18 protein-coding genes are annotated in these 19173 nt (G+C 71.7%); 10 read left to right on the top strand and 8 right to left on the bottom strand.

Annotated features, from left to right (window positions below):
• Positions 1 to 201: 201 nt before the first annotated feature.
• The 3 genes from BJ969_RS11475 to BJ969_RS11465 all read left to right on the top strand — a co-directional run bounded on the left by BJ969_RS11475 (position 202) and on the right by BJ969_RS11465 (position 3863).
• Positions 202 to 1455, top strand: coding sequence for a helix-turn-helix domain-containing protein (locus BJ969_RS11475; RefSeq protein ID WP_184478923.1), 1254 nt, complete (start codon positions 202 to 204; stop codon positions 1453 to 1455).
• Between the two features lie 22 nt (positions 1456 to 1477).
• Positions 1478 to 2065, top strand: coding sequence for a flavoprotein (locus tag BJ969_RS11470; protein WP_184478922.1), 588 nt, complete (start codon positions 1478 to 1480; stop codon positions 2063 to 2065).
• A 268-nt stretch (positions 2066 to 2333) separates the two neighbouring features.
• Positions 2334 to 3863 carry a glycosyltransferase family 39 protein gene (locus tag BJ969_RS11465; RefSeq protein ID WP_343071347.1) on the top strand — a complete coding sequence of 510 codons (1530 nt, stop codon included), beginning with the start codon at positions 2334 to 2336 and terminating at the stop codon, positions 3861 to 3863.
• Between the two features lie 9 nt (positions 3864 to 3872).
• Here BJ969_RS11465 and BJ969_RS11460 read toward each other — a convergent pair whose 3' ends face one another.
• Together BJ969_RS11460 and BJ969_RS11455 are read right to left on the bottom strand one after the other, a co-directional pair.
• Positions 3873 to 5435 carry a PrsW family intramembrane metalloprotease gene (locus BJ969_RS11460; RefSeq protein ID WP_184478921.1) on the bottom strand — a complete coding sequence of 521 codons (1563 nt, stop codon included), beginning with the start codon at positions 5433 to 5435 and terminating at the stop codon, positions 3873 to 3875.
• 66 nt (positions 5436 to 5501) lie between these two features.
• On the bottom strand, positions 5502 to 6002 hold the full coding sequence (locus BJ969_RS11455; RefSeq protein WP_184478920.1) for a helix-turn-helix transcriptional regulator: 501 nt from the start codon (positions 6000 to 6002) through the stop codon (positions 5502 to 5504).
• Between the two features lie 487 nt (positions 6003 to 6489).
• On the opposite strand from BJ969_RS11455, the gene gad reads away from it, so the two are divergent.
• Both gad and BJ969_RS11445 read left to right on the top strand, forming a co-directional pair.
• Positions 6490 to 7800 (top strand): glutamate decarboxylase, encoded by a 1311-nt coding sequence (gad, locus tag BJ969_RS11450; RefSeq protein ID WP_184478919.1) that lies wholly within the window; start codon positions 6490 to 6492, stop codon positions 7798 to 7800.
• Positions 7797 to 8765, top strand: a complete 969-nt coding sequence (locus tag BJ969_RS11445) for a nitrilase-related carbon-nitrogen hydrolase (RefSeq protein ID WP_246456746.1) — start codon at positions 7797 to 7799, stop codon at positions 8763 to 8765. Before gad ends, BJ969_RS11445 begins: the two co-directional genes overlap by 4 nt.
• Positions 8766 to 8810: 45 nt before the next feature.
• On the opposite strand, the gene BJ969_RS11440 is transcribed toward BJ969_RS11445, so the two are convergent.
• Positions 8811 to 9626 carry a 5-oxoprolinase subunit PxpA gene (locus BJ969_RS11440; protein WP_184478918.1) on the bottom strand — a complete coding sequence of 272 codons (816 nt, stop codon included), beginning with the start codon at positions 9624 to 9626 and terminating at the stop codon, positions 8811 to 8813.
• Positions 9627 to 9979: 353 nt separating this feature from the next.
• Between BJ969_RS11440 and BJ969_RS11435 the strand changes: the two genes are divergently transcribed.
• Genes BJ969_RS11435 through BJ969_RS11420 form a run of 4 tightly spaced genes read left to right on the top strand, consistent with a single transcriptional unit; the run spans position 9980 to position 13481 of the window.
• Complete coding sequence (locus BJ969_RS11435) at positions 9980 to 10876, top strand: 5-oxoprolinase subunit B family protein (RefSeq protein ID WP_184478917.1); 897 nt, start codon at positions 9980 to 9982, stop codon at positions 10874 to 10876.
• Complete coding sequence (locus BJ969_RS11430) at positions 10876 to 11853, top strand: 5-oxoprolinase subunit C family protein (protein ID WP_184478916.1); 978 nt, start codon at positions 10876 to 10878, stop codon at positions 11851 to 11853. Before BJ969_RS11435 ends, BJ969_RS11430 begins: the two co-directional genes overlap by 1 nt.
• Before the next feature lie 48 nt (positions 11854 to 11901).
• Complete coding sequence (locus BJ969_RS11425) at positions 11902 to 12141, top strand: acetyl-CoA carboxylase (protein ID WP_184478915.1); 240 nt, start codon at positions 11902 to 11904, stop codon at positions 12139 to 12141.
• On the top strand, positions 12138 to 13481 hold the full coding sequence (locus tag BJ969_RS11420) for an acetyl-CoA carboxylase biotin carboxylase subunit (protein ID WP_184478914.1): 1344 nt from the start codon (positions 12138 to 12140) through the stop codon (positions 13479 to 13481). The genes BJ969_RS11425 and BJ969_RS11420 overlap by 4 nt, the downstream gene beginning before the upstream one ends.
• Here BJ969_RS11420 and BJ969_RS11415 read toward each other — a convergent pair whose 3' ends face one another.
• The 3 genes from BJ969_RS11415 to BJ969_RS11405 all read right to left on the bottom strand — a co-directional run bounded on the left by BJ969_RS11415 (position 13482) and on the right by BJ969_RS11405 (position 15207).
• Entirely contained in the window at positions 13482 to 14012 is a 531-nt protein-coding gene (locus tag BJ969_RS11415) for a GNAT family N-acetyltransferase (protein ID WP_343071346.1), read from the bottom strand. It lies immediately after the preceding gene.
• A 91-nt stretch (positions 14013 to 14103) separates the two neighbouring features.
• The gene (locus BJ969_RS11410; RefSeq protein WP_343071345.1) at positions 14104 to 14760 is read right to left on the bottom strand and encodes a class I SAM-dependent methyltransferase; all 657 of its coding nucleotides are present in this window, start codon (positions 14758 to 14760) and stop codon (positions 14104 to 14106) included.
• A gap of 285 nt (positions 14761 to 15045) precedes the next feature.
• On the bottom strand, positions 15046 to 15207 hold the full coding sequence (locus tag BJ969_RS11405) for a hypothetical protein (RefSeq protein WP_184486152.1): 162 nt from the start codon (positions 15205 to 15207) through the stop codon (positions 15046 to 15048).
• 263 nt (positions 15208 to 15470) lie between these two features.
• On the opposite strand from BJ969_RS11405, the gene BJ969_RS11400 reads away from it, so the two are divergent.
• Entirely contained in the window at positions 15471 to 16547 is a 1077-nt protein-coding gene (locus tag BJ969_RS11400; RefSeq protein WP_184478913.1) for an NAD(P)-binding domain-containing protein, read from the top strand.
• Positions 16548 to 16554: 7 nt separating this feature from the next.
• On the opposite strand, the gene BJ969_RS11395 is transcribed toward BJ969_RS11400, so the two are convergent.
• Together BJ969_RS11395 and BJ969_RS11390 are read right to left on the bottom strand one after the other, a co-directional pair.
• On the bottom strand, positions 16555 to 17886 hold the full coding sequence (locus BJ969_RS11395) for a uracil-xanthine permease family protein (protein WP_184478912.1): 1332 nt from the start codon (positions 17884 to 17886) through the stop codon (positions 16555 to 16557).
• 143 nt (positions 17887 to 18029) lie between these two features.
• Positions 18030 to 19172 carry an alkaline phosphatase PhoX gene (locus BJ969_RS11390; protein WP_184478911.1) on the bottom strand — a complete coding sequence of 381 codons (1143 nt, stop codon included), beginning with the start codon at positions 19170 to 19172 and terminating at the stop codon, positions 18030 to 18032.
• Between the last annotated feature and the right edge of the window lies 1 nt (position 19173).

Here is a 19173-nt window from a genome sequence, read left to right as displayed (position 1 = left end):
CCCCTTCGTCGTCTCCTCTCCCACGCCGTCCTGGCGGGAATCGAGGAATGCGCGCCGATTCTCAGCTGCTGATCGCATAAGCTGACAGTGGACCGAAATCGGATATCGGAGTGCCACACAATCGCCACAGCCGACGACTTCCGATTGCCCGGCCGCAGCCGATCAGGTTTCGTGGGCCAGGCGTACGAGGGGGAAGACAGCATGACGCACGAAAACGGCACGGAAACCGACGGCCTCGTCCCGGTGGGTCCCGGAGACGGAGGCGACGCGGACAATCCAACCAGGATCGGTTCCCGCATCGCCGAACTGCGCAAGATCCACGGCGTGACGCAACGCGCGCTGTCGGTGCGCGCGGCCGTTTCCTATTCCTTGCTGCGCAAGGTGGAACGCGGCGAGCGGGCGGCCAGCCATTCCTTCGTCGCGGCCGTGGCCCGCGCGATGTCGGTCAACATCACCGACCTCACCGAACAACCGCACCACACCCGGCCGGCGAACCCGTCCTCCGAGCAGGCGGGCGTGCCCGCGCTGCGCCAAGCGCTCGTCGAGGGCGACGACCCGCAGCTGGACACCGACCCGCGCGCCGTCGAGGACCTGCGCGCCGACGTCGCCCGCATCAAGGAATGGGACCGGCGCACCCGGCACGCGGAGGCCGTCCAGGCGCTGCCGGACCTGCTGCGGCACCTGCACCACGCGGCCAGGGCGCACCCCGAGGATCCGGCGGTGCACGAGCTGTTGGCGACCGCGTACTCCTACACCATGATCGCGCTCTACCGGCTGGGCCACCTCGACCTGTGCCACTTGGCCGACGAGCGCGCCCGCGCCGCCGCGGCCCGCGGCGCCGACCCGGTGCGCGGTTCCGTCGCGGAGTGGAACCACGCCCTGGTGCTGCTGTTCGACGGCTCCTACAACGCCGGTTTGCGGTCGCTGGACCGCTCGCTCGGCCTGCTGGAACCGGTGCCCGAGACCCCGGCGACCTCCGCCGTGCGCGGAGCCGTGCACTTGCGCGCGGCCATCCTCGCGGCGCGCACCGCCGACGCCGACCTCGCCGACACCCACCTGCGGGAGGCCCGCGCGATGGTCGTCGACGGGCAGGACGAGGCCAACCACTACGGCACCAAGTTCGGCGCCACCAACGTCGACATCCACGGCGTGGCGGTCCCCGTGGAACTCGCCGACGGCACCACCGCCGTGACCCGGGCCGCCACCGTGCAGCTGCCCGAGCACACCGCGCCGAGCCGCAGCGGGCACTACTGGATCGACCTGTCCCGCGGCTGGCTGCTGCACGGCGACCGCCGCCGCTCGCTGGAGTGCCTGCAAACGGCCCGGCGCATCGCGCCGCAGCTCACCCGCTACCACCCGCAGGTGCACGAGACGGTGCAGTCGCTGGCCGCCAGCGACGCCCGGTCGACCAACAGCCTGTCCCACTTCGCCGCCTGGTGCGGCATCCGGCGTTGAAGTCCGGCTCGGGAGCGGCGTGATGGACGACAACGGACAGCCCGTGCTGTACGCGATCGGGATGGGTTCACCCGCGGCGCGGGACATCGGCAGGTTGGTGGAGCTCGCCCAGGCCGACGGCTGGGCGGTGTGCGTGGTCGCCTCCCCCGACGGCAGGCGGTTCCTCGACGTGGAGTCGCTGGCCGCGAAGACTGGCCATCCGGTGCGCAGCGAGTACAAGGACCCGGCCGCGGCCGACGCGCTGCCCCCGGCCGACGGCATGATCGCGGCGCCGATCACCTGCAACAGCCTCGCGAAGTGGGCGGCGGGCATCTCCGACACGCTCCCGCTGGGGATGCTGGTGGAGGCGGTAGGCAAGCGGCAGCCGGTGGTGGCTATGCCGTTCTCCAACCGCGCGCAGATCTCCTTCCCGCCCGTGCAGGAGGCGATGCGGCGGCTCTCCGGCTGGGGAGTCGAGGTGCTGGCCGGCCCGGACGTGTACGAGCAGCACGAGCCCGGCACGGGCGCAGAGCACCTGCACCGCTTCCCCTGGGAACTCGCATGGCGGACCTTCCTGGACCACCCCTGGCACTCCCTCGCTGACCGTCCACCCCGCCCGACCGGTTCGTAGGGCGTGATCTTTTGATCTTCGCCCTGTCAGTGGCGGAGCCGCTGAGCAGTGACCACGCACGCAGCTGGACCACCGGCGGGTTCTCAGCGGTTTCCTCGCGAGGACAGCTTTTTCCTCGTGGCGGAGCCGCTCGGGAAAAAGATCCCGCAGCGAGGAAACCGCTGAGAACCCGCTGAACGACCAACTACGCAGGTCCTTCGGAACGGCCCCCTAGACTCGCGCCGCGTCGCCGGGACACGCTCCGGCCGGAACGGACGAGGGGAATCGGGTGCCAGCGCCGACCGAGCAGCCGACGTGCGAGCCGTCCGCGCCTCCCGCTGCCGCACCACCGCCGTTCGCGCGGGGTCCGGTGTCGGCGATCGCCGCGCTCACCGGCCTGCTGCTGGTGCTGATCAGCGGCCGGTACGGCTACCTCTCCGACGAGCTGTACTTCCTCGCCGCCGGCAAGTACCACCTGGCCTGGGGGTACATGGACCAGCAGCCGCTGGTGCCGCTGCTGGCCGCCGGGATCGACGCCGTGCTGCCCGGCTCGCTGCTCGCGCTGCGGCTGCCCGCGGCGCTGCTCACCGCGTTCGGGATCTGCTGCACCGCGCTGCTGGCCCGCGAGTTCGGCGGCGACCGGCGCGCCCAGGTGCTCGCCGCCGCCGCGTGCGCGCTGTCGCCGTGGCTGCTGCTGAGCGGGCACTGGCTCGCGGCGGCCACGGTGGAACCTGCGCAGTGGGTGCTGCTGCTGTGGCTGGTGGCGCGGTGGGTCCGGCTGCGCGAGGCGGGGGTCCGGCGGGACCGGCTGCTGCTCGCGGCCGGAGCGGTCGCCGCCGTCGGGGTGCAGACGAAGTTCCAGATCGTGCTGCTGTGCGCGGCGCTGTTCCTGAGCGTGCTCGTCGCCGGACCGCGTCCGATGCTGCGGCGCCCGGCGCTGTGGGCGGGGGTGGCGCTCGCGGCCGTGGCGTCGATTCCGGCGCTGGTCTGGCAGGCCGGGCACGGCTGGCCCGCGCGCGACATGGGCGAGGTGGTCAGCGCGGAGAGCAGCAGGCTCCTGCTGCTGCCGACGGCACTGCTCTACGCGGGACCCGTCGCGGGCGCGGTGCTGTGCTGCTTCGGGCTCTGGTGCCTGCTGCGCGACGAGCGACTTCGTCCCGTGCGGTTCCTCGCAGGGACGACGCTGCTCCTGCTCGTGTTCTACCTGCTCGCCGGTGGCCGCCCGAACTACCTGTCGGGGCTGTGCGGGATGCTGTTCGCCGCGGGCGCGGTCGGGTTCCAGCACCGCCGCGAGGCCGGGAGCACCCGCTGGTCGTGGGTGGCGTGGCCCGCGTGCGCGCTGTCCGCGGTCCTGCCGCTGGCCCTGCTCCCGCTCGTCCCGCTGCCCGCCGCGGCACCGCACCCGCCGCTCGCGTCCTACAGCAAGTTCTACGAGACGGGCTGGCCGGAACTGGCCGAGACCGTCGCCCGCGCGTACCGCTCGCTGCCGCCCCAGGACCGCGCGCGCACCGCGATCGTCGGCGAGAGCTACCACCTCGCGGCGGCGCTCGACGTGCTCGGACCGGAGTTCGGCCTGCCCGCCGTGCGCAGTCCGCACCGCGGGTACTGGTTCTTCGGTGCTCCACCGGAAAGCGCCACGGTGCTGCTGTACGTGGGCGCGGCCGAGCCGCTGGAGCCGTACTTCGCCACGAGCAGGCGGCTCGCGACGGTCCGGACCGAACTGGACCTGGTGAACCTCGCGCAGGGCGTCTCGGTGATCCGCTACGACGGGCCGGCGCTGCCGTGGTCCCGGCTGTGGCCGCGCATCCGCACCCAGTAGCGGGCGGCGCTACTGCCACGGAGGCCCGGACGGCGGTGGCGGCTGCGGCGGATTCGGCGGCCGGCCGGGCGGCATCGGACGCTGCTGCGGAGGCCGTTGCCGCCCCGGTCCCGGCTGGTTCCCACCAGCCGGTGACGCCCCGGGCTGCGGCGGTCCGGGCTGCGGCGGTCCAGCCTGAGACGGCCCAGGCTGCGGCGCACCCGGCTTCGCCGTCCCGAACCGCGCGGTGGCCTGCTCGCCCTGTCCCGGCGCTTCCGGCTTCGCCGTCCCGAACTTCGCCGTCGCCTGCTCGGACGGTCCTCCGGGACCGCGCGGAGCGGACGGGCGGCCGGGCGGCGGCGGGAGCGGGCGGTACACCGGCATCCGCGTCGTCTGCAGCTGCGAGGTGCGGAAGAAGCCGGACTGCTCCGTGCGCGACCACGGCGGCGGCGCCACCTGCGGCTGCGGACGTCGCTGGAAGAACGCGTCGCGCGCCACCCGCATCAGCCCGAGGATCGAATCGCGCCGCGAGTGGAACAGCGCCACCGGGATCGTCGCCCGCGTCGCGTGGTCGTGCAGCAGCGCCAGCTCCGTCGCCGCCAGCTGGTAGTCCGACATCGCGCGCACGCCCGGCAACCCGGCCTGCGCCCGCGCCCAGGTCCGGGCCTGCCTGCGCCCCCGCATCGTGGCGAGCATCCGCACGTCGTTGTCGTGCACCAGACCGCTCGGGATGTACGGCGGCAGGTGCGTGCCGATCAGCCCGATGAGCCGCCTGCGGTCCCGCACCACGATCACCACCAGCGTGATCAGGACGCCCAGCTGCACCAGGTACGCCAGCGCCAGCCCGCCGAAGCCGAACACGGTGGAGAAGTTCCACAGCGCGTGCAGCAGCACCGCCGCGACCCAGCCTGCGATCACCGCGACACCGCGCCCGGCGCTGCGGCTGCGCGCCGCGTACGCGACGCCGAGACCGGTCATCGCCGTGTAGATCGGATGTCCCAGCGGCGCGATCACGCCGCGGACCAGCACGGTTCCGGCGACGCCGGTCCCGCTTTCGAGCAGGCCGGTCTGGTAGTAGAGGACGTTCTCCACGAACGCGAAGCCGAGCGCGCACAGCCCCGCGTACACCAGCCCGTCGGTCGGGCCGTCGATCTCGAACCGGCGGAACCACAGCATCAGCAGCAGGAAGAAGCCCTTGAAGCTCTCCTCCACCACCGGGGCCACGACCGAGGCGGTGAGCACCTTGCCGAGCTCCGCCCCGTACACCGGTTGCAGCAGCGCCCCGCCGAGCGTGTTCACGATGAACGACCCGACGATCGCCACCCCCGCGCCCCAGGCGAACGCCAGGACCAGGTTCACCCGCGGTTCGGGCTCCAGCCGGTCCATCAGGAGCACCAGCGCGACCAGCACCACCACCGTCGGCAGCGCCAGCAGACCGCCCACCACGGTGCTGAGCACCCCACCGGAGAGCAGGTAGTAGGTCACGGCGAGCAGCATGCAGATGCCGCACACGATCAATCCGATGATGAACGGGATCGGTGTCCGGTTGCTGCTGCGGCCTTCGAGGACCGAACGAGGGCTGAGCGCGGGCATGCGCCGAGCGTAGAAGATCACTCCTTTCGGCGGTGCCGGATCCCGCCGACCGACCCCGTCGACCGATCAGTTCCGCTCGGGGGCGCCGGGGCCGCGCACGTCGAGCGACGCGCCCGCCGCGACCACCGGGCCGGGCTCGCCGGGGCCCCGGCCCGCGGTGAGCGCCTTGACCGCGGCCGAGGTGCGGTCGGCGACCTCCAGCTTGGTGAACACCGCCCGCAGGTGGTTCTTCACGGTCCGCTCGGAGATCCCCAGCGACCGCGCGATCTGCCGGTTGGAACTACCGCGGACCAGATGTCCCAGTACTTCGTGCTCCCGGGGGGTGAGCCGCTGCAGCAGCGGCGCCACCTGGGCCCCGGGCGTGCCGCCGGTGGCCCCCGCCGCCCGCTGCAGGGCGTCCCGGTAGACCTCGCCTGCGACCAGCCCGGTGTGCCCGAGGCGCACCCGCAGGGTCACGAGTTGGTTCACCTGCCCGAGCACCTGCTCCAGCGCCGCGGAATGCTCGATCGCTTCCCGCATCATCGCGGTGATCGCGGTGTCCAGGGCTCGCCGGTACGAACTGGCCATCAGGTGACTCCCACAGGTTCGGTGACATCGACCGCGCCGCGTCCGGACGCACGGGTCCCCCGCGCGACGCATGGTTGTTCCGGCACAGAACCTGGGCACCACGGCGCACCTCCGCCGTGACCAGGTCGATCGAGCACCGTTCGCAGGCCGACGCTTCACCACCGGGCAAGGCCTTCCCACCTGCACCGGACCGGTCGCTGCCTCCACTGGCTATGTCGTCAGCAGCCCCTCCGGAAGTGACCGACCGGCCACCGATTTCCCCCGGATGCGGCAATCAAGGACACGAATGGGGCAGTCCTTCGGTGCCATTCGGAGGACCAGGCCGGGCGCAGCAGGTCTTTGTGACCATGTCGGCCCCCGCCGCACGGCGCTTAGGTTTCGAGACGTCGCACGTCCCAATCCCTCCCGCTGCACTCGGCTGCGATGCCTTCTGAGATCGCAGCCCCCCGTGAATCACGTCGCAGTCTTCATCAAGGAGGTCTTCGCCATGTCGTGTCCGCAGGCGGCAAGCCGGGCGAGCGCACCACCCACGACGACCGCGCGTGCGCCGGGAGCGCTGCCCAGCAAGGGCTGGACCGCCTCGGCGGCCGCGAACGCGGTCCGGATCAAGCTCCGGGAGGACATCAGCCCGGCCGCGAACCTGGCCACCTTTCTGACCAGCACCGTCGAGCCGGAAGCCGAACGGCTGTTCAGCGACTACCTGCCGTACAACCTCATCGACAGAGATCAATATCCGGGAGCCACCGAACTCGAACGCCACTGCGTGCAGACCCTCGCGGGCCTGTGGAACGCCGACCTCTCGACCGCCGTCGGCACCGCCACCACCGGATCCAGCGAAGCCGCGCTGCTGGCGGGCACGTCGCTGCTGCGGCGGTGGCGGCACCGCGGTGACACCGCCGGCCGCAAGCCGAACCTGGTCTTAGGCGCGAACGCGCACGTGTGCTGGCACAAGTTCTGCCGGTACTGGGAGGTGGAACCGCGCATCGCCCCCGCCCAGCAGGACCTGCTGCACCTGAGCGCGCAGCAGGCCAGGGAGCGGTGCGACGAGGACACCATCGGCGTGGTCAGCGTGCTCGGCTCGACGATCGACGGCAGCTACGAGCCGGTCGCGGGGATCGCCGCCGCCCTCGACGAGCTCGCCGCCGAGACCGGGGTGGACGTGCCGATCCACGTCGACGCCGCCTCCGGCGGTTTCGTCGCACCGTTCCTCGATCCGGAGCTGAACTGGGACTTCCGGCTGCCCCGGGTGCACTCGATCAACGCCTCGGGGCACAAGTACGGCATGGTCCCCGCCGGGCTCGGCTGGATCCTGTGGCGCGACCCGGAGGCCCGCACGAACTGGCTCAGCTTCGACACGAACTACCTGGGCAGCACGCGGGCCAACCACGAGCTGAGCTTCTCCCGGTCGGCCGCTCCGGTGGTGCTGCAGTACTACAACTTCCTGCGGCTCGGCTTCGACGGCTTCCGCGACCTGCACGCGCGCAGCCGTGCCACCGCGACCTCGCTGGCGGCGTCGCTCGACGAGATGGGGCCGTTCCGGATCCTCGGCGACGGCAGCGACCTGCCCGTCGTGGTGCTGTCCCAACGGGACGGCAGGCACCGCTGGACGTTGCGGGAACTCGCCGACCACCTGGGCACGCACGGGTGGTCGGTCCCGGTGTACGCGCTGCCACCGGACCGCCAGCAGACCGACGTGATCCGGATCGTCGTGCGCAACGAACTCACCACCGGGCACGCCGAGGACCTGCTCAGCGCGGTCCGCGGCTACCTGTCCGGCGCCATCGCCACCCCCGCATGACCAGCACTCCCCGCAGAGAGGACGAACCATTGCGCCCCATCCGCATCGCCAGCAAGCTCACCCGCCCCGAACCGCCGCAACCGGGCACCGGGGTCCGGCTCGCGCTCTTCCAGGGTGAGAACCCGGTGGGCACCCCGGAGGCGGTGACGGCGAACCTGAACCGGATGCGGGAGGTCGTCGAAGTCGCCGCCCGCTACCAGGCTCAGCTGTGCGCCTTCCCCGAGTGCTACACCACCGGCTACTCGCTCGGCGCGCAGGAGGCGCGGGCGCTGGCCCAGCCGAAGGACGGCGCGGCGATCCAGGCCGCGCAGGCCGTCTCGGCCACCCACGACATCGGGATCGTGGTGCCGTACGTGGAGCTCGACCGCGCGGCCGACACCGTGCACGACTCCATCGCCCTGGTCCTCGGCGGCGAGCTGGCCGCGAACTACCGCAAGACCCACCTGTACGGGGCGGCGGAGCGGATCAACTTCACCGCGGGCACCGAGCTGCCGCCGGTGGTGAAGGTCAACCAGTTCCCGGTCGGCCTGCTCAACTGCTACGAGTGCGAGTTCCCGCCGCTCTACCAGAGCCTGGTGGGTCGTGGCGCGCGGCTCGTGGTGGGGCCGACGGCCGCCGATCACCACTTCACGCTGCACGACGGCAACCCCACCCAGGTGCCCTACCCGGACGCGACCGAGCACATCATCCCGGCGATGGCCTCGGTGTGGCGGGTGTTCGTCGCGTACGTGAACCGGCGCGGCTGGGAGACCTCGGAACGCGGGCAGTGGCAGTACCGCGGCAACTCCGGGGTGTGGGCGCCGGACGGCACGCCGATGATCGCGGCGGGCCCGGAGGAGCGCAGCGACGACACGCTGCTCGTCACCGACTGCGTGCCGGACGAGGTCGCCCCGTTCAGCCCGGAAGGCGATCACTTCTCGGACAACCGGGTGGCGCTGCAGGAGAAGCTGCTGCCGACGACGTGATCGGATGATCGGGTCGGGCCGCGCCACCGGCCCGGCCCGATCCGGTCACGCCGGTGCGGTCTCCGCCGTCCCCGCCGCGGAGGCCGCACCGGAGTCCCGATCCGCCAGCACCGCGCGCATCGCCGCCAGTTCCACGCCTTCGGCGGCGAACGCGTCCCGCACAGCCCTGGCCACCTCCACCGCGTTCGGACGATCCCCGTGCAGGCAGATCGAGTCCGCGCGCACCGGCACCGCGGTACCGCTGACGGAGTGGACCTTGCCGCGCAGCACCGACAGCGCCTGCTGCGCGCACGCCTGCGGGTCCTTCGCGACCGGGTCCGGTTCGATGATGATGTGCCCGGCGTCGTCGTAGTCGAGGTCCGCGAACGCCTCCCGCACCACCGGCACGCCGAGCTCGGCCACCCGATCGGCGGTCGGACCCGCCAGCAGCACCACCGGCACGCCGGGGGCCGCCGCGGCGACGGCCGTGCCGACGGCCTCGGCCACCGCCGGATCGCGCACGGTGAGCCCGTAGAGCGCGCCGTGCGGCTTGACGTGGGTGATCGCGACGCCCATCTCGTCGGCGAGCGCCCGGAGGGCACCGAACTGGTAGAGGCAGGCGTCCGCCGCCTCCCGCGGGCTCATCGTCAGCGCCCGGCGCCCGAATCCGGCCAGGTCCGGGAATCCAGGGTGCGCGCCCGCCGCCACGCCCGCGTCGCGGGCGATGCGCAGGGCGGCGCGCATGGTCGCGGGATCACCGGCGTGCCAGCCGCAGGCGATGTTCACCGAAGTGACCAACGGGATCACCCGTTCGTCGTCACCCAGCTTCCACCGGCCGAAGCTCTCGCCCGCGTCCGCATTGAGATCCACGAGTCCCTGCACCGGATCCACCTCCCGCAGCTGCCGAACGCGACCCGTCAGGGGCTTGTACTGCGATGATCCCCGGCCGCGCGCCGATGGTACGAGCCATGTTCCCGCACGCCCCCGTCGCGCGCAGTGCTCCGTTCGGTTGTCTTCGCGATGCCTTTCCCGATCTTGGGGCGTCCTTTCGGCCGATTCGAGTGCGTGCGTTCGCGCGTACCGATCACTGTTGCACTCGGGCTATGGTGACCCGAACGTGCGATTTTTTTCGATTCGTCCAACGAGTTCGCATCCCAGGTTCTGCGCCGGGAATGGCTTCGGCGCATGCTCAAGCACACGGCAGATCACCTCCGTAACCGGTTGAGGAGGTCGACATGGCAGCGACTACGACGCACCTGCCTCCCGCTCGGTACGAGTTCGGTGGCGATGAATTCATCTTCGTCGAGCTCGATCAGGAAATGAGCCTGGAAGCCAATTTCAAGGCGATGGCGATCACCGGGGCCCTCCGGGAGCAAGGCATCGACGGCGTCATCGACATCTGTCCGTCCAACGCCTCGTACATGATCAGGCTCGACCCCGACCGGGTGCACCCGGCGGAACTGGTCGATGAGCTGCGCGGACTGGAGATCACCGCGGGCGACCTGCCCGACGATCACACGGTTCCGACGCGGATCGTCGACGTGCCGATCCTGTTCGACGACCCGTGGACGCGGGAGACGCTCATGCGCTTCCGCGACAATCACCAGGATCCCACCGGAACCGATCTTGAATACGCGGCGCGGATCAACGGATTTCGCGGAGTGCCCGAGCTGATCGATTCGATCACGGGATCTCCGTTCATCGTCACGATGCTCGGATTCGTCCCCGGATTGCCGTTCTGCTATCAGATGGTCCCCCGCGAGCGGCAGATCGAAGTGCCCAAGTACGTCCGCCCGCGCACCGATACGCCGGAACGCGCCTTCGGTTACGGCGGCGCGTTCTCGGTGGTCTATCCGGTTCGCGGAGCCGGCGGATACCAGCTGTTCGGCATCGCGCCCGCGCCGGTCTTCGACGCCGCGCAGACCTTGCCGGACTTCGCCGACCACATCGCTTTCCCGAAACCGAGCGACATCCTGCACTACCGCGCCATCGATCGCGCCGAGTACGACCGGATCCGCGGCGAGGTGGAGGCGGGCACCTTCCGCTACCGCACCGCCGAGGTCGAGTTCTCCCCGAGCGCGTTCCTCGCCGACCCGGACGGTTTCAACCGCACCCTGCTGGAGGTGCTGTGATGAGCGAGATCATCGTGCGCTCCGGAGGCCTCTACACGACGGTCCAGGACGCCGGCCGCGACGGGCAGTACGCCATCGGCATGCCGCCGTCCGGCGCCCTCGACCAGTACTCCTACCGCGTCGCGAACCTGCTCGTGGGCAACCCCGACGGCGCCGCCGCGCTGGAAGCCACCTACATCGGCCCGGAGCTGGAGTTCACCGACGACCGGCTGATCGCCGTCACCGGCGCCGAGGCCCCGGCCCGCGTCAACGGCGAACAGGTCGCCCCGTGGGAGACGCTGTCGGTGCGCGCCGGCGACGTGCTCTCGTTCGAGATGATCACCTCCGGCGCCCGGCCCTACGTGGCCGTCAGCGGCGGGATCGCGGTCCCCGAGTACCTGGGCTCGCGCTCGACCTACACGCTCACCGGGATCGGCGGGTTCCAGGGCCGCGCGCTGCGCACCGACGACCGGCTACCACTGGGATCACCGCCGGTGTCCGGACCGGCCCCGGGCAGCTCGGTGCCCGCGGGACTGCGCCTCGCGCTCGGCGGGGTGGCGGAACTGCGCCTGGTCATCGGCCTGTGCTCCTACCGGCTGACCGAGGCCGCGCTGGAGTCCTTCGTGGACACCGAGTGGAAGGTCACCAAGGACGCCGACCGCGTCGGCTACCGGCTGCGCGGCGGCACCATCGACTTCATCGACCGCGATCCGCCGTTCGGCGCGGGCAGCGACCCGGCGAACGTGGTCGACCTGGGCTACCCCATCGGCTCGGTGCAGGTACCCGGGGGCAACGAACCGATCGTGCTGCTCGGCGACGCGGTGACCGGCGGCGGCTACGCCACCGTGGGCACCGTGATCTCCGTGGACCGCGACCGGATCGCGCAGGCCCGCACCGGCGACCGGGTGTCGTTCACACCGGTCGACGTCGACGCCGCGATCAGCGCCCGCAGAGATCGCGGCATCCGGTTGGAGAAGGTCCGGGCCGCAGTCAGCTAGTCCCCCACCCCGCGAGCAGCGCACCCGATAGTTATGGAGGAGGCCACCATGTCGACTGTGAACGCCACGCTTCCCGGCGTCTTCTACCGTCGCCCCTCGCCCGAGCAGGACCCGTTCGTCGAAGAAGGCGCCGTGGTCCAGCAAGGGCAGACGATCGCGCTCATCGAAGTGATGAAGACCTTCAGCGAGATCAAAGCCGAGCAGGCGGGCACCATCGGCCGCTTCCTGCTCGAAGAGGGGGACGAGGTGGAGGCCGGTCAAGGTGTCGTCGAGGTCGTGTCGCCATGACCGGGCCGGGACGAGTCCTCGTGGCCAACCGGGGCGAGATCGCGGTGCGCATCATCCGCGCCTGCCACGCCGCGGGAGTCGAAGCGGTGGCGGTGTACTCCGACGCCGACAAGAACTCCCGGTGGGTGCAGCTGGCCGAGCACGCGGTGCACATCGGCGCCTCCCCCGCGTCCAAGTCCTACCTCGACGTGGACGCGCTGCTGGAGGCGGCGAGCAGCACCCACGCCGACGCCGTGCACCCCGGGTACGGATTCCTGTCGGAGAACTCGCGCTTCGCGCGCGCCGTGCAGGACGCGGGCCTGGTGCTGATCGGGCCGCCCGCCTCGGCGATCGAGCTGATGGGCGACAAGGCCACCGCGCGCGCCACCGCGCAAGCGGCGGGCGTGCCGGTGGTGCCGGGCAGCGCACCGGTGACCGACCTCGCCGCCGCGCAGGCCGCAGCCGACGAACTCGGCTACCCGGTGCTGGTCAAGGCCGCCGCGGGTGGTGGCGGACGCGGCATCCGGCCGGTGTCCTCGGCCGCGGAGCTCGCCGACGTGCTGCCGGCGGCGCAGGCGGAGGCGCGGTCGGCGTTCGGCGACGGCACCTCGTACCTGGAGCGGGCGCTGCCCCGCCCCCGGCACATCGAGGTGCAGCTGCTCGCCGACGACCACGGCAACGTGGTGCACCTGTTCGAGCGGGACTGCTCGGTGCAGCGCCGCAGGCAGAAGCTCCTGGAGGAGGCACCGGCACCGGGACTGCACGAGGAGACCCGGCAGCGCATCGGTGAGGCCGCGGTCCGCCTCGCCCGGCACGTCGGTTACCGCAACGCGGGCACCGTGGAGTTCCTCGTCGACGAGGACCAGTGCTTCTACTTCATGGAGATGAACACCCGAATCCAGGTCGAACACCCCGTCAGCGAGGCGATCAGCGGCGTCGACCTGGTGGCCGAGCAACTGCGGATCGCCGCGGGCAAGCCGATCTCGTTCACCCAGGACGAGCTGGTGCGCACCGGCGCGGCGATCGAGCTGCGGATCAACGCCGAGGACCCGGACAACGGCTTCGCCCCGTCACCCGGCGAGGTCACCGCGTTCGACCTGCCGGGCGGGCCCGGCGTCCGCGTCGATACCGGCCTGGCCCGCGGCGACCGGATCAGTCCGTTCTACGACTCGATGATCGCGAAGCTGATCTGCTGGGGTGCCGACCGCGACCAGGCGTACTCCCGAGCCGAGCAGGCCTTGCGGGAGTTCCGCATCGAAGGCGTGGCGAACACGATCCCGTTGCACTCCCGGCTCGTCGGCAACGACAAGCTGCGCAGCGGCCCGGTGCACACCACCTGGCTGGAGGAGCAGCTGGAGTGATCAGCGCGGGACGACCTCGTCGCGCAGCACGCTGTAGCGCACGCAGTCCCGCCACCGGCCGTCGCGGAACAACCAGCCGCGCAGCACGCCCTCCCTGGTGAAACCCGCCTTGGCGAGGGCGCGCTGCTCGGCGAGGTTGTCCACCTCGGTGCCCGCCTCGACCCGGTTCACCTGGGTGTGGGCGAACAGGTACGCCACCAGCTGGCGCTGGGCCTCGGTGCCGTGGCCGCGCCCGCGGGCCTCCGGCAGCAAGGTGATGCCGATGTTCCAGCAGTACGAGGTCTGGCCGGTCGGGTTCTTGGCCCACGACACGAACCCCAGCCGACGCTGCGGATCCTGCTCGGTGACCACCAGCAGCACGCCCTCGGCGTCCGAGATCAGCCCGGTCTCCGCCCAGCGCCGCTGGAAGTGCCCCGCCCCCTGGTAGCCGAACCAGTTGTAGGGGTGGGAGGCCTCGCGGGTGTTGAGCATCCGATCGAGATCGGTCAGGTCGCCTTCGAACACCGGTCGCAGCAGCACAATGGACCCCACATCGCGACCGTAGACCGATCACGCTCCGCTGGACATGCTCTGTTCCGGTGGTCGAATGCGGCCGAACCGTCCTGATCGGTCCCGAGGCCGGTCAGTCGCCGGGGCGCCGGCAGGTGTAGATCCGCGCGGGCGGGACGTTGCGCCACACGGTGCGGCTGGTGAGCACCTCGTCGAAGGCGCCGTCCAACCGGCGCCGAAACCCGCGGGCCCCGGCCATGCCCAGGGCGTGCACGTAGGCGAACGTGGTGAACGCGCCGCCGGGGGCGAGCACTTTGCCGACCTCGCTGAGGATGTCGCGCTGCAGCTCGGCGGAGAAGATCGACCACGGGAGGCCGCTGATCACGGCGTCCACCTCGTCGATGCCCGCCTCGGCCAACAGCGTGCGCAGCTTCGCCGCGTCGCCCTGCACGACCTCCAGCCAGGGCAGGTCGGCGCGCAGGTGCTCGACCATGCCGCCGTCGAGTTCGATCGCGAGGTGCCGCCCGCCTTCGGGCAGGCGGTCGCGCACGGCTCTGCTGAGCGCGCCGGTGCCGGGGCCGAGTTCCACTACGACCGGCCCGGTCCGCTCCGCGGCGGCAGGTCGCGAGCGCGGGACGACCGCGGCCATCTCGCGGGCGAGGTACGGCGAACTGGGCGCCACCGCGCCCACCAGGCCGGGCTTGCGCGCCGCGCGGGCGGCGAACTTCCGGTAGTCCGCGAACACCGATCCGGCCTTGCCGGTCTGAGGCCGTTGCTGGGATGTGGTCACGGCTGCCTTCCGCGGTCGTCGGACGAGGTCCTGGTCACCCTATCGGTCGCGGACCGGCAGCCGTCGCCGCCCGAGTTCCGCCACGCGGAACCGGTGCACATGAATGGAATTCGGATAAGCGGACCGCCGCGATTCGCGGCGGTCTGGAACGCGTTTCGGGCGTCGCGGCAAGAATGCGCGGCGCAATTCACTCGAATAGCGTGTAACGCGGAAAGAAAGTCACACGATAGAGGTTCGCCGTGGGCGTGGGGCTTGTCCGGACCGGACAAGCCCGTTGCGCCGTACTCAGGCGGGCTGCTCGATCAGCGCACCCACCGGCTCCACCGCCGGGACCTGCTCAGCGGGCTGAGCGGGAGTGTTCAGCGCGGGTTTATTCACCCACCTGACCGCCACGCCTGCCACCGCCAGCAGCACGATCGCCTCAACTGCGAGAGCCACCCACACCATTGCCACTTTCCTTGCCTCCTTTCTGCTGACCTCCCCGTCTTCCGAGCGCGCGCACGGGCGCACACGCGTGCCCGCACGGGTCTTGCGATCGAAAGAGGTTCGGGGCCGAACACCCACTTGCACCCCGATACTAGGGCTTTGTTTCGGGTGCGTTAAAGAGGGGTCGCAGTGGCGTGCGTCGCACCCCTCCGGGTGAGCTTTCGCGTGGCGGACACCACAGCGGGTGAGGGACGTTCGCGCCTGGTTCCGGCGTTGCGCCGGGTGTGGCGGAGCACGAGGTCGAGGTCGAGGTCGTCGTCATCGGAGCCGGGCAGGCCGGGCTCAGCAGCGCGCACCACCTGTCGCGGTCCGGGTTCGAGCCGGACCGCGAGTTCGTGGTGCTCGACGCGGACACCGGCGCGGGCGGCGCGTGGCGGCACCGCTGGCCGTCGCTGCGGATCGGTGGCGTGCACGGGATCCACGACCTGCCGGGACTCGCTCTGGAGGAGACCGACGGGGCGCGGCCCGCTTCGGAAGTGGTCTCGGAGTACTTCGCCCGCTACGAGCGCGAGTTCGAGCTGCCGGTGCGGCGGCCGGTCGCGGTGCGGGCGGTGCGGCGCGGCCCCGGCGATCGCCTGCTGGTGGAGTCCGGCTCCGACACCTGGGCGGCTCGCGCGGTGATCAACGCGACCGGGACGTGGACGAAGCCGTTCCTGCCGCACTACCCGGGTCAGCGGACGTTCACCGGCAGGCAGCTGCACGTCGCGGACTACCACGACGCGGCGGAGTTCCGCGGGCTGCGGGTGGCGGTCGTCGGCGGCGGGATCTCCGCGGTGGAACTGCTGGCGGAGATCTCCGAGGTGGCCGAGACGACGTGGGTGACGCGCCGCCCGCCGGTGTTCGGCGACGACGAGTTCACCCCCGACCGCGGGCGCCGGGCCGTCGCGGAGGTCGATCGCCGGGTTCGGGCAGGACTGCCGCCGGGCAGCGTCGTGAGCGTGACCGGGCTGCCGCCCACGGCCGCCGTCGAGCGGGCGCGGGAACGCGGCGTGCTGGACCGGAACCCGATGTTCGAACGCATCACCCCGAGCGGGCTGCGGTGGGCGGACGGCGGGGAGCTGCCCGTCGACGTGATCCTCTGGGCGACCGGTTTCCGGGCCGCCTTGGACCATCTGGCCCCGCTGGGCCTGCGCGAACCGGGCGGCGGCATCCGGATGGACGGGACTCGGGTGGTGGCCGAACCCCGGCTGCACCTGGTGGGTTACGGCCCGTCGGCCAGCACCATCGGGACCAACCGGGCCGGCCGGAGCGCGGCCCGCGAGGTTCGCCGGCTGCTCGCCCCGGCGCTCACCGCCCGCTGATCCGCCGTCACTCGTGCCGAGCGGGCCGGAAGGCGCGCAGCAGGTGGTAGCCGAGCAGGGTGATCACGGTGCCGAGCGCGATGCCGCTGAGGCTCAGGCTCGGGGTGAAGGTGAGCGAGACGTCGCCGATGCCCGCGATGACCCCGGCGGCCACCGGCAGCAGGTTCACCGGGTCGGCGAAGTCCACGCGGTTCTGCACCCAGATCTTCACGCCGAGCAGTCCGACCATGCCGTAGAGCACCACGGTGATGCCGCCCAGCACGCCGCCCGGGATGGCGGCCACGACGGCGCCGAACTTCGGGCACAGGCCGAAGCCGACGGCCACCAGCGCCGCCACCCAGTAGGCGGCGGTCGAGTACACGCGGGTGGCGGCCATGACGCCGATGTTCTCGGCGTAGGTGGTGGTCGGCGGGCCGCCGAGCGCGCTGGAGAGGGTCGTGGCGAAGCCGTCGGCGAACACGGCCCGCCCGAGGCTGCCCTGCAGGTCGGTGCCGGTCATCTCCTCCACGGCCTTGACGTGCCCGGTGTTCTCGGCGAGCAGCGCGATCACGGCTGGCAGCACGACGATGATCGCCGAGGCGGAGAAGGACGGGGCGTGCACTTCGGGAAGTCCGAACCACGGCGCGTCCGCGACCCCGCTGAGGTCCACCCGCGGGTGGGTGCCGACGACCCCGTCCGCGTTCGGCGCGGTGATCGGGCCGAAGAGCACGTCGAACGCCCAGGACAGCAGGTAGCCGCCGGCGAGCCCGAGGAACACCGCGATACGACCCAGGAATCCGGGCAGCAGCACGCTGCCCGCCACCACGATGATCATCGTGATGAGCGCGATCCACTGGTCCTGCGGCCAGTAGGTCTCGGCCACCACCGGCGCCAGGTTGAACCCGATCAGCAGCACGACCGCCCCGGACAGCACCGGCGGCAGCAACCGGTGCACGACAGCGGGCCCGGCGAAGTGCACCACCGCGCCGACCGCGGCGAGCACCGCGCCCGACACCAGGATGGCTCCGGTGACGGTGGCCGTGTCGCCCCCGCCGGCGCGGATCGCGGTGACCGCGCCGACGAACGAGGCGCTGCTGCCCAGGTAGCTGGGGATCTTGCCCTGCACGACGAGCAGGAACAGGATCGTCGCCCCGCCCGAGACCATGATCGCGAGGTTCGGGTCGAGTCCCATCAGGACGGGGAACACGAACGTCGCGCCGAACATGGCCACCACGTGCTGCGCGCCGAAGCCGATGGTGCGGCCCCAGGTGAGCCGTTCGCCGGGGGCCACCGACTCACCTGGGCGCGGTGTGGTGCCGTCGCCGTGGAGTGTCCATCCGAAACCCGTTCGCCCTCGCATGGCGAACAGTCTCTCCCGGCGTCATGTCGGACGCCGATCACGGTCGAACTGGTGACCGAGGCGCCACGGACCGTGATCGCACGGCGGATTTTCGGCGTCGTCGGTCCGGCGGTGGAGCCGGTGCGGTTCCCGTCGGCCGGACCTCAACCGCGGAACGGGCCGGTGACCTCGTAGGTGATGCCGCCGCTGCTGACCCCGCTGGTGCCGCGCTGCGAGGAGAAGTAGAGCCGGTCGCCGGCGGGGCTGAACGCGACGCCGCAGAGCTCCGAGCCGTCCTGCCCCTCGACCCGCAGGAACGGCGCGACGACGTCGTCGGGGGTGATCAGGCAGATCTCCATGTTGCCGCCGTCCTCGGCGACGTAGAGGTCACCGGCGGCGGTGCCGGTGATGTTGTCCACCCCGGTCAGCGGCGGGTCGGGAATGTCGTCGTCGTAGGCCACGGCGAGGGCGTCCCGCTCCGCGTCGTAGGCCCACACGCGGTTGTCGCCCTTGGTGGTGAAGTAGCAGGTGCCCGCGCGGTAGTAGGCGCCTTCACCACCGTCGAAGTGCTTGGCGGCGGCGACCTGCTCGCGGGTGCGCGCGGTGGTGGCCGCCGGGTCGGGCACGTCCGCCCACGCGAGCCCGGAACCGTCCTCGGTGAGCACCTGCAGGGTGCCCGCGGACATGTCCTCCCAGGTGGTGGGCACGAAGCGGTAGAAGCACCCGTCCGATTCGTCCTCGGTCAGGTAGACGACCTTCCGGTCCGGGTCCACCGCGGCGGCTTCGTGCTTGAACAGGCCCATCGCCGGGTGCCGCACGGCCGCCCGCCCGCCCCACGGGTCGGTTTCGTGCACGGCGCCGCGGTCGGTCTCCTCGCAGGACAGCCAGGTGTTCCACGGCGTCGCGCCGCCGGAGCAGTTCTGCGTGGTACCGCTCAGGATCGGGTAGGCGTCGGTGATCTCGGCGGCGCCGTTGAACTTGAGCGCGCTGGCGCCCCCGGTCAGCGGCACTTCCGAGTTCGACACGTAGATCCAGCCGTCGCCGTCCGCGAAGCAGGCACCGCCGTCGGGAGCGCTGTGCCAGGTGTGGCCGGTACCGGTGACGGTCTCCGTGGCGCGCGCCAGGACTCGGCTGGTGAACCCGTCGGGCAACCTGATGCCGTTGGCGTCGGCGGCGAGCAGGTCGCCGTAGGGGCTCGGGCCGGGCAACGCGGGGAAGGCGATGGCCTGGCGGGTGACGCTGAAGCCGAAGGCGACCGAGGTGCCGGCTCCCAGGACCGCTGCGCGCAGGAAGTGACGTCGTTGCACG

The organism is Saccharopolyspora gloriosae, assembly GCF_014203325.1.
Lineage (GTDB): Bacteria > Actinomycetota > Actinomycetes > Mycobacteriales > Pseudonocardiaceae > Saccharopolyspora_C > Saccharopolyspora_C gloriosae.
The sequence above is the reverse complement of the archived record's forward strand: the minus strand, read 5'-3'. Positions and strand labels throughout refer to the sequence as shown.